Annotated in this window: 15 protein-coding genes and 3 tRNA genes; 7 read left to right on the top strand and 11 right to left on the bottom strand. The window is 41.2% G+C overall.

The genetic code is table 11. The features are described from left to right. Nucleotides 1-71: 71 nt before the first annotated feature. The gene (gene prs, locus PHQ42_00245; GenBank protein MDD5071159.1) at nt 72-1,136 is read right to left on the bottom strand and encodes a ribose-phosphate diphosphokinase; all 1,065 of its coding nucleotides are present in this window, start codon (nt 1,134-1,136) and stop codon (nt 72-74) included. Between the two features lie 269 nt (nt 1,137-1,405). After that, entirely contained in the window at nt 1,406-3,001 is a 1,596-nt protein-coding gene (locus PHQ42_00240) for a tRNA uridine(34) 5-carboxymethylaminomethyl modification radical SAM/GNAT enzyme Elp3 (GenBank protein ID MDD5071158.1), read from the bottom strand. Nucleotides 3,002-3,061: 60 nt separating this feature from the next. Between PHQ42_00240 and PHQ42_00235 the strand changes: the two genes are divergently transcribed. Next, nucleotides 3,062-4,231, top strand: a complete 1,170-nt coding sequence (locus PHQ42_00235) for a polymer-forming cytoskeletal protein (GenBank protein ID MDD5071157.1) — start codon at nt 3,062-3,064, stop codon at nt 4,229-4,231. 64 nt (nt 4,232-4,295) lie between these two features. Here PHQ42_00235 and PHQ42_00230 read toward each other — a convergent pair whose 3' ends face one another. Beyond that, the gene (locus PHQ42_00230; GenBank protein ID MDD5071156.1) at nt 4,296-4,895 is read right to left on the bottom strand and encodes a hypothetical protein; all 600 of its coding nucleotides are present in this window, start codon (nt 4,893-4,895) and stop codon (nt 4,296-4,298) included. A gap of 138 nt (nt 4,896-5,033) precedes the next feature. On the opposite strand from PHQ42_00230, the gene PHQ42_00225 reads away from it, so the two are divergent. Genes PHQ42_00225 through PHQ42_00215 form a run of 3 tightly spaced genes read left to right on the top strand, consistent with a single transcriptional unit; the run spans nt 5,034 to nt 7,103 of the window. Then, nucleotides 5,034-5,213, top strand: coding sequence for a hypothetical protein (locus PHQ42_00225; GenBank protein MDD5071155.1), 180 nt, complete (start codon nt 5,034-5,036; stop codon nt 5,211-5,213). Then, a complete protein-coding gene (locus PHQ42_00220; protein ID MDD5071154.1) occupies nt 5,195-5,758 on the top strand; it encodes a hypothetical protein in 564 nt (187 codons plus the stop codon). The genes PHQ42_00225 and PHQ42_00220 overlap by 19 nt, the downstream gene beginning before the upstream one ends. Before the next feature lie 4 nt (nt 5,759-5,762). After that, nucleotides 5,763-7,103, top strand: a complete 1,341-nt coding sequence (locus tag PHQ42_00215; protein MDD5071153.1) for a phosphomannomutase/phosphoglucomutase — start codon at nt 5,763-5,765, stop codon at nt 7,101-7,103. A gap of 62 nt (nt 7,104-7,165) precedes the next feature. On the opposite strand, the gene PHQ42_00210 is transcribed toward PHQ42_00215, so the two are convergent. The 4 genes from PHQ42_00210 to PHQ42_00195 all read right to left on the bottom strand — a co-directional run bounded on the left by PHQ42_00210 (nt 7,166) and on the right by PHQ42_00195 (nt 8,001). Continuing rightward, nucleotides 7,166-7,238, bottom strand: a tRNA-Lys gene (locus PHQ42_00210). A gap of 96 nt (nt 7,239-7,334) precedes the next feature. Continuing rightward, nucleotides 7,335-7,408: transfer RNA gene (locus PHQ42_00205), tRNA-Met, on the bottom strand. Nucleotides 7,409-7,470: 62 nt separating this feature from the next. Next, a complete protein-coding gene (locus tag PHQ42_00200; protein ID MDD5071152.1) occupies nt 7,471-7,737 on the bottom strand; it encodes a DUF5698 domain-containing protein in 267 nt (88 codons plus the stop codon). Nucleotides 7,738-7,928: 191 nt separating this feature from the next. Then, nucleotides 7,929-8,001 (bottom strand) — tRNA-Arg (locus PHQ42_00195). Between the two features lie 364 nt (nt 8,002-8,365). Here PHQ42_00195 and PHQ42_00190 point away from each other — a divergent pair. Next, complete coding sequence (locus PHQ42_00190) at nt 8,366-9,310, top strand: hypothetical protein (protein ID MDD5071151.1); 945 nt, start codon at nt 8,366-8,368, stop codon at nt 9,308-9,310. A gap of 114 nt (nt 9,311-9,424) precedes the next feature. Here PHQ42_00190 and PHQ42_00185 read toward each other — a convergent pair whose 3' ends face one another. The 4 genes from PHQ42_00185 to clpP form a co-directional block, all read right to left on the bottom strand. After that, on the bottom strand, nt 9,425-9,709 hold the full coding sequence (locus PHQ42_00185) for an HU family DNA-binding protein (GenBank protein MDD5071150.1): 285 nt from the start codon (nt 9,707-9,709) through the stop codon (nt 9,425-9,427). 103 nt (nt 9,710-9,812) lie between these two features. Beyond that, nucleotides 9,813-10,604, bottom strand: a complete 792-nt coding sequence (locus tag PHQ42_00180; protein ID MDD5071149.1) for a TIGR00282 family metallophosphoesterase — start codon at nt 10,602-10,604, stop codon at nt 9,813-9,815. Between the two features lie 71 nt (nt 10,605-10,675). Continuing rightward, nucleotides 10,676-12,190 carry a ribonuclease Y gene (rny, locus tag PHQ42_00175; GenBank protein MDD5071148.1) on the bottom strand — a complete coding sequence of 505 codons (1,515 nt, stop codon included), beginning with the start codon at nt 12,188-12,190 and terminating at the stop codon, nt 10,676-10,678. 679 nt (nt 12,191-12,869) lie between these two features. Continuing rightward, nucleotides 12,870-13,448, bottom strand: a complete 579-nt coding sequence (gene clpP, locus PHQ42_00170; GenBank protein ID MDD5071147.1) for an ATP-dependent Clp endopeptidase proteolytic subunit ClpP — start codon at nt 13,446-13,448, stop codon at nt 12,870-12,872. Nucleotides 13,449-13,647: 199 nt separating this feature from the next. Between clpP and PHQ42_00165 the strand changes: the two genes are divergently transcribed. Together PHQ42_00165 and PHQ42_00160 are read left to right on the top strand one after the other, a co-directional pair. Further along, on the top strand, nt 13,648-13,938 hold the full coding sequence (locus tag PHQ42_00165; protein MDD5071146.1) for a hypothetical protein: 291 nt from the start codon (nt 13,648-13,650) through the stop codon (nt 13,936-13,938). 159 nt (nt 13,939-14,097) lie between these two features. Beyond that, nucleotides 14,098-14,946 (top strand): hypothetical protein, encoded by an 849-nt coding sequence (locus PHQ42_00160; protein MDD5071145.1) that lies wholly within the window; start codon nt 14,098-14,100, stop codon nt 14,944-14,946. Nucleotides 14,947-14,999: the final 53 nt, after the last annotated feature.

The raw sequence follows: 14,999 nt of genomic DNA, 5'->3' as shown, positions 1-14,999 counted from the left end.
TACTTTATCATTTCTACCCAATTTGTCAAAAGAAAAAAGGCACCCGGGTAGAGATGCCTTTTTTAAAAAGATCAGATGCTGTCCATAATTATTACGAACAGCTGGTTGGCGATAACTCGCGCCATTGAAACCGTAATTACTTCGCCGCCGGTTTCTTTGCGGTAGGGGCGGGGAACAGTGTCGCCCAAAATAATGGCGTCAAAAGGGTTGTTATCAATGATTTTTCTTTTCCAGCCCTTGGTGCAAACCGGATGGGTGGCGCAGAAGAAAATTTCTTTGGCTCCGGCCTGCTTAAGGGATTTTCCGGTCAATACGGCCGTAGCCCCGGTGGACAATTCGTCTTCTCGGATACAAATACTGGCACCATTCAAGCTTTCTTCGGCCAGAGAGATCGGCACGCCGAATTTTTCTTGCAGTTCAGCCAATTCAACTTCTATCGTCGTCAATTTCTCCGGGTTTTCTTCCGCAGCCACGGAGCAATCATGAAGGCGATTTTTCAAGCTGACTATTACCGGCACCCCGAACTCTCTAGCCAGGGAAACCGCCCTTCTTATTGACCCCTTATCGGGAGAATAAACGAAAAACGGCTGGCTTCTGGATCGGGAAAGGTCAACCCTCGGTTTTAAAATTTCGGCAAAAGCCGCAGAAGGGTCAACATTCCAGGCTTCAATGCCGACCTTTTTACAGTTCTCCAGGGTGACACAGGAATGAATATCACAGAGAATCAACTTGTCAACGCCGTTAGCTTTCATGTTATGTAAGAGCCAGAGATTGCGGTGGATTTCATCCGTTTTTTCCGGATGGTCCTGGCGCCGATAGCTCATAAAGGGCACAACAGCGACAATGGACTTTGCCCCGTATTGGAATTTCGCCGCCCAGGCCAGGGTAAGAAATTGCCTTTCCAGGTTTTGCCGGGAATCGCTATGCAGGCTTTGGAACAGGATTACGTGCTTACCGGCGATTTTTTCCGGATGGGTTATTCGGAAATCGTCTTCACCGTCGGAAAAATCATCCATGTTCAGGTGGAGAAAGGATAGGCGCGTTCTTGCCAGGTCGTTGACTACGGCAAGAATGCCTTTATCTAAATCATGGTTGCCGGTCCCGCCCAGCACTACGAAACTGTTCTGAATAACCATCGTGGTTTTCCCTCATTAAAAGAATAGTTTATTTTAAAGGACGAAATAATTTCAGGTTGATATATTAAATTATCACTTAGGCTTTTTTATGTCAAATTATTTTTAACGAAAAAGGCGTCCGATCTGCGGACAGGACGCCTGGAATTTTTTGCCCGGAAATTAAATTTCAGGGCAAATAAAGACCTTGAAGGTTAAAACGAAGAAAAGAACAACTGCGTACAGGCATTTACCAATGATTTCGAGAATTTTTTTCATTGTTTTCACTCCCCTTAAAGAGTTTTTACCATGTAGGTATTTTCCAACTTGTAGCCAAGTTTTTTGTAATATTCCCGAACTCCTATTCCCGATATTACAATAATTTTTTTAAATCCGCAACCCTTGGCGATTTTTTCCGCCTCTTTCATTAATTTTTTGCCCAAGCCGGCATGCTGGATAATTTTATCTTTTCCAACCGGAACCAATTCGCCGTAAACGTGCAGTTCGCGGATAAGGGCGGAATTTTGTAAAGACGCAAAATCTTGCGTCTTTACGGTATTTGGCAACCTTAGTCTGCAAAAGCCGTATAAGGTTTTTTTGTTTTTACTTTCGTAACTAATAAAATATTCTTGTCCTCCGGAGGCCTTATATTTTTTAATTGTTAATTTTGCATTTTTGATTTTGAATTGCTTATTCCCCGCTTCCCGGCAGCGGATGCACCCGCATTTCACGCCCCGGTCCTTCATGATTTGGCGCAAGTTGGTAATCAGATTGCCGGCGATAATTGATTCCTGCGGAATATCGCGGATTAGCCTGATGATGCGGACATAAGGCGGAATAATTTTTTTGCATTTTATAATTAGATTTTGCAGCTGTTTATCAGTATAAGGTTTATATTTTTTCGTTTTCCACCATTTATATAATAGACTGCCGCGGGTGACGACCGTAGGATAAAATTTAATCTGGTCCGGCTGAAAGCGCTTATCAGAAAAAAGTTGCTTAAACATTAAAAAATCTTTGCTCGGAGTGGAGCCAGGCAGTCCGGGCATAATATGGTAAGTGACCTTAAAGCCAAAATTTTTTAAAAGCTTTGTGGCTTGGACAGTTTCGGCTACGCCATGGCCCCGTTTATTTAATTTTAGAATTTTATCATCAAGCGCCTGCGCGCCCAATTCCACTCGCGTACAACCCAATTCCCGCATCTGCCACAGTTCTTTTTGGCTAATATAATCCGGCCGGGTTTCTAGAGTGATGCCAATAATTCTGTATTCAGTTTTTTCATTTTTACTTTGTTCTTTAGCTAATTCTTTTTTTAGAATTTTAATATTAGATATCAGTTTTTTATTTTTTATTTTTAATTTTTTATTTTTATTATATTCATTTGCTGCCCGAAAGCATTCCCCTATAAACCAGTATTTATATTTTTCCGGCACAACTGACCAAGTGGCGCCAATAACGATTAATTCAATTTTATTCGGCTCATGTCCGTTGGCCTCCAAAGCGCGCAAGCGAAACTGGACTTGTTTGTATGGATCGTAATTGCAACGGATAGCCCGCATGACGGCCGGTTCATTAGATAAATAGCTTTGGGGCACGCCTTTTTCCGAAGGGCAATAAACGCATTTGCCCGGGCAAGGGTAGGGCTTTATCAAAACCGCGACCGGGGCGATTCCGGATAAAGTTCTGACAGTTCTCTTCCGCAGGATTTTTTCCAAGGCCGGTTTTGGTTTAATTTTTCCCTGCTTAATTAATCTTTTATATCCCTTTAAAATATCAGAATTAAGAAAAATGCCAATCTTAAACTGCTTCGCCGCCTTTCTCTTGGCCGCGGTTAATTCGTCCCTTGATTTTATATTTGATTTTAGTAATTCTTTTATTGCTTCTGGCATGTGAATTTGGTATAATAAATTTGATATAATATTAGCACTTATACACTTAACCATAAAATTATGACAAAAACAAGATTAATTATTATTTTTTCTCTTATTTTCTTTTTGGTTTCGCCTTTGGCCGTAAAAGCTTTTTCAATTAAAACCGGCGATTCAGTTTATATTGCGGAAGATGAAACCATAGAAGGAAGTTTATATTCGGTTGCGACCAATATTACAATTGACGGTACTATTAAGGGCGATGTTATCTGCGCCGGTCAGTCAATCAATATCAACGGGAAAGTAGAGGGCGATGTTATCTGCGCCGGTCAGTCAATCAATATCTCGGGCGAAATAGGCGGGAATTTAAGAGTGGCGGGAAATTCTATTAATTTGGGCGGTAAGATTGCCCGCAACGTTAATGCTTTTGGCGCTTCTATTATTTTGGACAAAAATGCGGAGGTGGGCTGGAGCATGCTTTTTGCCGGAGCCACAATGGAAGCGAGAGGGAAAGTCGGCCAGGATTTATATGGCGCCAGTCCTAAAGTTACCATTGCCGGAGAAATAGGCAGGGATGTAAGAATAAAGCTTAGAGATAAAATACGCGCGGAAAATAAAGGAATTAGCTATCACGACAAAAATGAACTTTTGATTATTGCCGATAATGCTAAAATCGGGAGGAATTTAACTTATACCGGAAGTAACGAGGCGGATATTTCTGAAAAATCTTTTGTGGTTGGCGAGATTAAACATAATTTGCCAAAAGCGGAAAAGGGAGGGGAATTCAGGTTTGTCGGTTGGTTTTGGGGAAGATTATATTCAATTTTTGCCGCCCTGGTAATTGGTTTGGTTTTAATCAGCCTATGGCGCAAACAGATTGTGGAACTGACCGACAGAATGCTTGAGAAGGTTGGGGCTTCTATTGGTTGGGGCGCGGTAATCATGTTTTTAACTCCAATTATTTCAATTCTATTGTTATTTACCTTTATTGGTATTCCGTTGGCCTTGCTTTTGCTCGGCGTTTGGGCAATTGCTCTTTTTGCGGCCAAAATTTTAACCGGTATTATGATTGGGCGAAATCTTTTGGAGAAATTTTGGAAAAATAAAAAAGATTCTTTAATTTGGGCCATGATTGTCGGCATTGTCATCTGCTGGTTTATTTTTTCCATCCCTTTTGTCGGCTGGATTTTAGCTTTAGTCGCGCTTTGGTGGGGGCTTGGAGGAATTTGGCTGGCTTTCCGAAAAGCTTAGAGGGCTTGATATAAAAAAGCGGATTTCTTGTCTTAAGAAGTCCGCTTTGTATTTTCCTTATAAATCATTTAAAGAAAAGATTGTATTCAACCGCCAGAGTTCTTTTTCCTTCGCCTATTTGCCAGCCCGGCCAGACAACCAAATGGCCTTGGCCGACCGGGAAGGAAAAAGTCGGTCCGGTAAAGGGTTTGTAATTTTTCTCCCACCAGACCGCTTCAGCATGAATCCCCAGCCAGCCGTATTTTAGATCATGCTCATAATAATATTGGTCAGCTGACCAATGGAAAGGATCGCCTCTGGTTATATCTTCTATTTCATTAACGGAGAGCAGGGTCAGGTTACCCCAGTGGCCGAGAAATACTAGAGCCTGCTGGTCGATATATTCAGCCCCGGCTGAAGTTGAAGTTATGTTGAAGCCGGCTCGCAGTTTTAAGGCGCCGATCGGCAGGTTGAATTTCGGCCCGAACTCAAGCAGAGCGTATTGTCCGGTCGGCGAAATTTCCACAAAGCTGGTCCAATTCTGCCAGTCGTGAAAATGATCAAATTTCAGCGAAGCTGAATTTCCGAGCAAAAAGCGGGTATCAAACAGATGTTGGCCTGAAGCCGAGCTGGCGAAAAGCAGGGCAGACAGAACGAGGGTGATCAGCAGCTTTTTCATGGCCATACCTCCTGATAAAGGGTTGAAATAAAAGGAACATTTTTAATATATTAATATAGCATAGTTTATATAATATGTCAATACTTTTATGATGATAGTTATTTAAACTTGTTTTTTTACTAAAAATAGGGTAAAATTATCCATATGCGGGAAGAACTGATAAAATTAGGTTTATCCCCGAATGAATCTTTGGTTTTTTGCGCTTTGCTTGAAAGCGGGGAAACGCCTTCGGGAGAAATAATAAAAAAACTGGCAAACACCGGAATATTGTTTATGAGAGCCTTGATAATCTTAAAAAAAGAGATTTGGTTAAGGAAACGATAAAAAAAGGAAAGAAATATTTTAAAGTAGGCAACCCCGAAGTTTTAAGTAATCAGGCTAGGGACCAATTTGATCTGGCGGTAAAGGTCGCTTGCGAAATAAGGACTAAAAGCCGTTTTAAAGCCCCGCAGGTTAATATTTATGAAGGAAAAGAAGGCTGGCAGACGGCGTACCGCCGAGTTATGAAAGATTTAAAAAGGGGAGATAAAGTTTATACAATCGGCGCCGGGGGCGATAAATGGGTAGAAGCCATGGGAAATTTATTTTTAAGCTATGAGAATTTTTTGAAAGAAAAAAAAATTGTTTTAAGTATGATCGCTTTTTCCTGGCAGAGAAAAGAGATAGAAGAGCATCAAAGCAGTTTTGCCCGGACGACTAAGTATCTGCCGGAAAAGTATTTAGTCCCAGCCAATACGGAAATTTTTAAAGACAGGGTTTTTATCCAGATATATACGACTCCGCTTATTTTAATTGAAATAATTAATAAAGAAGTGGCTTTAGGTTATCTGCAATATTTCCGGACTTTTTGGAAAATTGCTAAAAAATAAATTTATGACTCTAAATCCAAAAATATTCAAATCTTACGATATCCGGGGAATTTATCCGGATGAGCTGAATGAAGCCACCGCTTTTTTAGCCGGTCAGGCCTATGCCAACTTAACCGGCGTGAAAAAGGTGGCAATCGGCCGGGATATGAGAATCGGCTCTGACAGTCTCGGGGAAAGATTTGCCGCCGGTTTGGCTGACCAGGGGGTTAATGTTGACGATTTGGGCCAGGTGCCGATTGATGCGGTTTATTTTTCTGTCGGCCATTATAAATATGACGGCGGAATAATGGTGACGGCTTCGCATAACCCGAAAGAATATAACGGCTTTAAGATGGTGGTGAGAGATAACGGCATAGAGATGATACGGGGAAACCAATTATATGAATTTTTGCGCGGCAAAAATTTTGCTTCCAAAGAGCCAAGGGGTGAAATTAAAGAGAGAGATGTAATTTTCGATTATTTAAAGCATGTTTTATCTTTCGCCGATATGGGGGAAATCAAACCTTTTAAAATTGTGGTTGATGCCGGCAATGGCATGGCCGGAAAAGTTATGCCCTTGCTTTTTGCCAAATTGCCCTGCCGGCTAATTCCTTTGAATTTTGAGCTTGATGGAAATTTCCCCGCCCACCCTTCCAATCCTTTGCTGCCCGAATCAAAGGTACAGATTTCGGAAAAAGTAAGGGAAGAAAATGCGAATTTTGGCATAATAATGGATGGGGATACCGATCGTTTGTTTTTTACTGATGAAAAAGGAGAATTTATTCAAGCTGACACCACCCTGTTGATTTTAGCAAAATATTTTTTAAAAAAAGAACCGGGCGCCGGTATCGCCTATAACGCGATTTGCAGCCGGGCGGTTCGGGAAAAAGTAAAAGACTGGGGCGGCCGGCCTTTGCGCGCCGCCGTCGGGTTTGTCAATGTGGCCAAAGCCATGAAAGACAATGGCGGAATTATGGGGGGAGAAGTTTCGGCGCATTACTGTTTTCGGGACAATTATTACGCCGACTCCGGCTTTATTGCTTTTGTTATCCTCCTGGCCCTGATTTCCAAAGAGGAAAAAAAATTATCAGAAATTGTAAGCGGGCTTAATCCTTATTACCGTTTGGACGAAATCAATATGAAAACTGAAAAAACCGAAGAAATAATAGCGGCCGCTCGGGAAAGATTTAAAGACGGGGCGCAGGATGAATTGGACGGCTTAACCGTTGAATATAAAGATTGGTGGATTAATATTCGGCCGTCCAATACCGAGCCATTGCTTAGGATTACGATTGAGGGGGAAACGAAAGAAATCGCCGAGGAAAAAGAAAAAGAGGTAAGAGAATTTTTGGAAAAGAATCTTTAAATAGGATTATAGTACAAAAAAATCGTAGAGGTAAAAAACTTTTCACCTCTACGATTTTTTTGTGCACCGTGCAGGAATCGAACCTGCAACCTTATCCTTAAGAGGGATCTGCTCTACCAATTGAGCTAACGGTGCCCCTTGATTTTTGATTTAACCTGCCTGCCGGCAGGCAGGGATTGCCGATTTCAGATTTAAATCTAAAATCTAAAATCATAAATCTGAAATTCTTTGTGGCTGGGGAGGGGATCGGACCCTCGACCTTAGCGTTATGAGTGCTACGCTCTAACCAACTGAGCTACCCAGCCATAAATAAATTAAAATGTAAAATTTAAAATGTAAAATTTAGGTGTCGCTATTGCGACAATTTTTAATTTTTAGAAGTAATTTTTGTTTTTATTCCCAAAATTGTGCCCGCGCTTATGCCTAAAGCATAAACTATAATTGCGATTAGACTCCGTTGCTTATCAAGTTGGGTTAAAATATTATAAAGCACAAGCATTGTTACTATAGTTACGGCGAAAGAAAGAACGGCCGCAGAAATAGCTTTCTCTTTAGCTATAAATCGCCAATTAAGGGTTAGTAAGAAGTCTTGCAGAACGCCAGCTAAAAAATAAATAATAAGATGATAATCCATAGCTATTGATTTATTTTTGGTTCCCAGTCTCCCGCGCAAAGCGCGCCCGGCAGCCTGCCTGCCGGTAGGCAGGGAGTCGAAAAAGTAATTCTTAGAATTTTTGTTTTACCAGGTGTGCTCCCGTCAGGATTCGAACCCCGCACCCTTTGCGGTGCGGGGCAGGCCCGAAATTCTTGGTCTCCCGCACAAAGCGTACCCGGCAGGAGTCGAACCCACAACCTCTTGGTCCGAAGCCAAGCGCTCTATCCATTGAGCTACGGGTACGCTTTAAGCGGGATAAACTCCGCCAAGCGTGATATCCATTTCACCACAGGAGCAAAACGGCAAAAAAATAATTGGTCCCCTGCCTGCCGGCAGGCAGGGAAAACACGCGCTCTATCCAGTCGCTTACCCGCCGCAGTCCTGAGTTTATCGAAGGACGAAGGCGGAAGCTACGAGCGCTAATTTAAAGAACTCCCAGGGGAGTTCAAGATTATATTAGCATATTTTTCAATAAAAAACAACCCCCCTATCCTTTGGAATTATTTTTAGATTGACTGAATAGTGAAAATATGATAGAGTGATATAATTTTAATGGTCCTTTAAAAATATCAACAAATAAAGACAAAATCAGAAAGGTGGGTCTGGCATGCCTCAAATTTTTGGCGGTCTTTTTTGGGAAAATCTTGTTTCCGGAGACGAATATTTTACTCTCCAGCAAGGGCTTTTTAGAGCCGGTTTTATCCAGGGTATCCAGTTGCGAGTGGCGCACCCTTGTTTTACGCCCGGCCTGGCGGATGATAAATCTTGGTTAAGGAAAATTTTATCAAGGTTGCCGGGCAAAGAAGTGGTTATCCATTGCGGGGCGGAAAATATTGGCGTTGACTTCGGTGAAAATTTTGATGAGCTCGGCGTATTTGGTCGTCATTCTTCTTTTTATACTTGGGAGAACTGGAATTTTGAGACCTTGCGCTGGTCGCTAAGGATAGCTAAAGAAACTCAAGAACTCGGATATAATGCAAGAGGGATAGTAGTTCATCCTGGCTATGGGGAAAGCAAGGCGGATTATATATCTTTTTCAAGGGTTGTTTCCTCTCTGGCCGCGTTTTCCGGGAATAATATTTTACTGGAAAACGTTCCTCCGATCGTTGGTAAATCTTTTTATCCACCAGATGAGGACACAAGCCCATGGAGCCGGAGCAGCTACTGGGGGTTTGGCGGCACTCCGGAAGATATGGAACATTTATTTGGATCTTTGGGGTTGGGCTGGAAATGCCTGATTGACTTTACCCATTTGGCTGTAATGGTTAACCAAGCAAAAAAGGGTTTTATGGCAATCCCCGAGAAATGGAAAGATATTAATCAGGCCGTTGCTGATTATCTTGCCTTGCCGCATAGTCCGGTTTGCCATTTCTCCGGCATACCCCCCGAGGGAATATTGATTGACACCCATGATCACCTTGCCAATTTTTCTCCGGCGGTTAAGGAAGCTCTCCGGACAATGGAAATAATTTGTCTGGAAATTCCTTTTGATCCAAAGAATTCGGAAACCGCCAGACAAATCATAAGAGATTTTCGTCAGCTGTATCTTTAATAGTTTTGATTTATCTTCGAGGGTTATGTCTAGAGCGGCATAACCCTATTTTTTTCAATAAAAAACAACCCCTTAAAACAAACGGGTTGTTTTTTTATTTTAACCTGTAAAAAATTATATTTTGCCTTTTAAAGCGTCCTTTAAATTTTTTCCGGTTTTGAATTTTGCCACTTTTACTTCAGGGATTTTAATTCTTTCCGTCGGTTTCTGCGGATTAACACCGCCCCGGGCGTGGCGGGTTCTGGCCAGAAACGTGCCAAAACCGGCAATGGTCACCTCGCCCCCGGATTTTAATTCGGAGACAATGGTTTTTACCAAAGTTTCAATCATGTCCTCAGCCTGTTTTTTCGTTACGGCCGCGGCTTCGGCTATTTTTTCAATTAATCCTGCCTTATTCATATTTTTATTCTACGAATTACGAATTCGTTACGAATATACGAATATTAAATTAAGGCGTTTATTGGGGAATTCGTACATTCGTATATATTCGTAATTCGTAGGGTTATTCTATATTAGTAGTTTTAATTATCGGTTTTATGCTTTTGGTTTTTCCATTTTTAGGATTAATTTCGGCTAAAACGGCATTAAAGATTGTCCGTCCGTTTTCCGGTATGAAGTGCGGTTGTTTCATCTGGGTTAAGAAAGTTTTTATAATACCTTCTTTATCGACCCCGATGCAGCCGTCAGCAAAACCAACCATGCCGATGTCCGTTATATAAGCTGTTCCTTCCTTGGAAACTTCCGCGTCCGCAGTCATAACATGCGTATGAGTTCCGACAATGGCGCTGGCTCGTCCGTTCAAATAATGTTTTAAGGCAATTTTTTCCGAAGTCGCTTCGGCATGTATATCAATAATTATAGCAGATACGCTTTTTTTTGCAAACTTAGCCAGAATTTTATCCACTTCCCTAAAAGGGCAGTCGTAATCTTGGGCCATAAATACCCGGCCAATAAGATTAATTAGCAATATTTTATATTTTCCTTTTTCCAAAACCGCATAACCCTGCCCCGGCGCTCCGTTCGGAAAATTGGCCGGCCGGATAATCGGAAATTTTTCATAGCAATCAATCTGTTTTATTTTATCAAAAGCGTGGTCGCCGGCGGTAAAATAATCCACGCCGGCCTCTTTTAATTCTTTCAAGGTATCTTCGGTTACGCCGGTGCCGTGGGCGATATTTTCCGCATTGGCAAAAACGAGGTCTATTTTTTTAGACTTTTTTAGTTTGGGTAAAATTTTAGCCACGGCTTGCCGGCCGATTTTGCCGTTAATGTCGCCGAGAAATAATAAGTTCATAAAGTTATAAAGTTTATAAAGTTGAAAGTAAGACTTTATAACTTTCAACTTTATAACTTTCTACTAGCGCGTTAGCGCGCATATTCCGTTACCCGCATTTCCCTGATAACATTAACTTTTATTTCTCCCGGATATTTCAACTCTTCTTCTATTTTTTTCGCTATGTCGCGGGCCAAATCATGAGATTTCAAATCGTCAATTTCTTCTGGCATGACAAAAACCCTTACTTCGCGTCCGGCCTGAATCGCGTAAGATTTTTCCACTCCCGGGAAAGAAGTGGCGATTTTTTCCAGTTCTTCCAGGCGCTGGATATAACGTTCATAAGTGTCATAACGGGCTCCTGGACGGGCCGCGGAAATCGCGTCTGCCACTTTAACGATTACGGCAGTCAGGCCGCGCGGATGGTCGTCGTGATGAGTTTCAATCGGATCAATAACTTCTTGGGGCAAATTGAATTTTTTGGCGATATCGCGGCCGATTTCCGGATGAGTCCCTTGCACTTCATGGTCAACGGCTTTTCCAATATCATGAAGCAAACCGGCTTTTTTAGCTAAGGTCACATCGGCTTTTAATTCCTCGGCTAAAAGAGCGGAAAGATGGGCCACTTCTATGGAATGGCCAAGGGCGTTTTGCCCGTAGCTGGAGCGGTATTTCAAGCGGCCGATAATCTGGACTAATTTCGGGTCAAGGCCGGCCACACCGATTTCATACATGGCTTCTTCCCCGGCTTTTTTAATATCCAAAGCCAGTTCTTTTTTCGCTTCTTCAATCGCTTCTTCAATTTTGGTCGGATGGATCCGTCCGTCTTTAATTAAATAATCCAAAGCCCTTTTGGCAATGTGTCGCCTTATGGGTGAGAAGCCGGAGATGGTAATGGCGTTCGGCGTGTCATCCACGATAATTTCCACGCCGGTTATTTGTTCAATCGCTTTAATGTTGCGGCCTTCCCGGCCGATAATCCGGCCCTTCATTTCATCGTTTGGCAAATCAACCGTGGTCGTTGTTATTTCCGGAGTGTAGGAAGAAACCAGGCGTTGCATAGCCCCGGTCATCAGGTCTTTGGCTTTTTCATCTATAGTCTCCGTAGCTTCTTTTTCCAACTTATTAATGCGGACAAGCAGATCCTCTTTTACTTTTTCTTCGACATTTTTTAACAAAACTTCTTTGGCCTCGTCTTTTGTCATCTTGGCGATTTTTTCCAGTTTTACCATCTGCTCCTCTTTGATTTGTTTTATTTTTTCCTTTACTTCCTCCACTCTGTTGACTTTGTCAAAAAGCTGCTGTTGCTTTTCCTGCAATTCCAATAATTTTTGGGAAAAAGCGGTTTCCCTTTTTTCCAGTCTGGTTTGCAGGTTATTTATTTCTTTTCGCCTTTGTCCCTCCTCTTTTTTTGCTTCCTCAATGATTTTCAAAGCTTTATCCTGGGCAACGAGCAGCAACTCTTTTTGTTTAACCTTGGTGTCGTTTAGAATTTTTTCGGCGCGAGCCTCGGCGCTGTTAATTTCGCTTAAAGCTTTTCTTTTTCTTAACCAGTAGCCAATAAAAAAACCGCCCACAGCCAGAATAAGGTAGATCGCATATTCCATAGAATTTATTTCTGTTGTCAGGAGGTTGAATTTAATTGTTTTTTCGCAATACAATAAGCCCTAAATTATTAAGGCCGACAAACGATTTTTTGATTTTTGTTCCAGAGAATATTCTAGAGTAATTAGTTATTTTCACAAATTTATTGGGTTTGTCCGATGATATTGGAAAAATCTTTAAAAAATTATTCCTTTTCCTAACAACACTATTCGTTATTAATTTAATTTAAGTTTGTAAAATTATCTTAGCATAAGATTTAAGGTTTGTAAAGAGCTTGGAAAATCAAGATTGAATGGGGAAAAAGAATCATCACATTCTGAAATATAGGGACTTAGTCGCCTCTGTGGCGACTAAGTCCCTAAACTTATTCAATAAAATAAAAAAAGAGGGTAGACTCGCGTTTAGCAAGTCTACCCCTTGTTGCACCGGAACAGCCATCAGTTGAACGGATTCGGGAAATTCTGCGACAGACTCTCGTTGGCTTTGCCTTGCGCTTCAGGAAGAAAGACTACGCCGATTTTGGGTCTCACATTAACCTCCTTGTTTTTTCAGCCATTATTGGCCGATAATCATATTATATCATGCTTGAAGCGGTGAAACAAGAAAACGGCATCTGGCAATAAACTAAAAAGAGCTCAACTCCGAGGCCCCGGAGTTGAGCTCCCAACAAGAAAATGAAAATTACCTCGTAATTATTTTATCAATGATGCCGTACTTTTTCGCTTCTTCCACATCCATAAAGCGGTCGCGGTCAGTGTCTTTTTCAATTGCGGAGATTTTTTGCCCGGTATGGAAAGCCAGGATTTTATTCATTTTGTCTTTTATCTTCAGGATATGTTCGGCCCTGATTTTTATGTCAACAGCTTGGCCTTCGGCTCCGCCCATAATCTGGTGGATCATAATTTCCGAATTGGGCAAAGCGAACCTTTTTCCTTTGGCTCCGGCAGCGAGCAAGGTGGCGCCCATAGAAGCGGCCATGCCGACACAAATTGTGGAGACATCGGATTTGACATATTGCATGGTGTCATAGATCGCCATACCGGCCGTGACTGATCCGCCCGGAGAGTTGATATAAAATTTTATGTCCCGGTCCTTATTCTCGGCGTCCAAAAACAGAAATTGGGCGATAATGATATTGGCGACATGGTCGGTGATAGGCTCGCCTAAAAATATAATCCGGTCTTTTAAAAGCCGGGAATAGATATCATAAGCCCGTTCCACATGTCCGTCTTTTTCTATAACTGTTGGAATTAAAGGCATATCTTTCAAAATTAAAAATTAGAAATCAAAAATAAAAAATTATTTATTTTTTATGTTTAGATTATAGGGGAGATTAATCTAATTGTCAATGTTTGCGGAGCGCGTTTTTAATATTGAGATTATTTTAAAATAATGATAAAATAAGTTCAGATAACCAAAGTAGTTTTTCTGATTATTTTTTGCTATAGGCAATCTAAATATGAAAAATTTTGTTAAAAAAATAATAAATTTCTTAAATCTAAAAGAATTAGGCAAAAAGGCCATTGTGGTTATTATTCTAACCTTAACCGCGGTTGTTACCGTTTATGTTTACGTCGCTTTTATCGAACCCTCGGCCGGGCCGGCTGATTCTGACCAGGATTTTACCCAAAATATCTTGGGCGCCAACAACGCGAATAATGATTTTGACTCGTCTTTGGTGGTGGTCAATAATGACGGTAGCATTATTGAGAGGTTAGAATATGTTATTGATTATTTGGACAGCCGTTGAAGAAGCAAAAAGCGAAAATGGATAAGGACGAGATAAAATTTTCAATTTTCAAGTCTCAATTATTAATGAATTTTCAATAATTAAATTATCAATTGAAAATTTGTTAATTGGTAATTGATTGAAAATTAGAAAATTGATAATTGATAATTTAAAACTTGGATGGATAACCAAATCTTAAAAACCAAACTGAATGACTATCTAGGAAGAATTGGCTGGCGCATAATTACTACGGTTATTTTAACCTTAACCGCGGTTGTTACCGTTTATGTTTACGCCGCTTTTGTTGAACCAAGCGCCGGGCCAACGGATTCGGACCAGGATTTTACCCAGAATATTTTGGGCGCCAACAACGCGAATAATGATTTTGACTCGTCCTTGGTGGCAACCAATAAAGATGGCTCTATCGTAGAACGGCTGGAATATATTACCAATCGGATGACTACGGCCGGAGAGTGGTATTCTACGGAATGCGGAGAATCAACTACCACCACCCAAACAAACTGCTATGTTGATACTACTGCCCGCTATCTGACGACTGATTTATGTAATGAAGCTAAAGAAAACCAATGTTTTGTTCCGACTGACAACAGCTATTATGCTTTTGGCTCGGAATGCGCTGATTCAACTACGACCACCAAAACTAATTGTTATGTTGATGATACGGCTAAATACGTTAATGCCAATGCCTGTTCGGCCGCTAGCAATAATGGTTATTGCTATATGAACACTTCCACTTTTTCCGCTATGGATAGTGATTTGGCTGTTGGAAATATAAAAAGTGGAGTAACTATTTTTGGGGTTGCTGGTACTTTAGCATCTACAGGAGTTAAATGCTATCCCAGTGATTGTACTTCAGATTATTCATGCACTGTTGGGACTGTTTGTAGCAACACATGTAATACTGGTGGAAACGATTTCACAGTATATACTGGTGGCGGAGATAATCGTGTTGGTTGTTACAGAAATAATTATGAATCATGGGCAACATGCGTGTGTTATATTTATTAAAAATTTAACTCAGTCGCAGTCTCCCATTGGGGTACTACGATCTCAATAAAAAT

Source organism: Patescibacteria group bacterium, assembly GCA_028711655.1.
Lineage (GTDB): Bacteria > Patescibacteriota > Patescibacteriia > Patescibacteriales > JAQTRU01 > JAQTRU01.
This window is presented reverse-complemented; position numbering and strand designations above follow the sequence as displayed.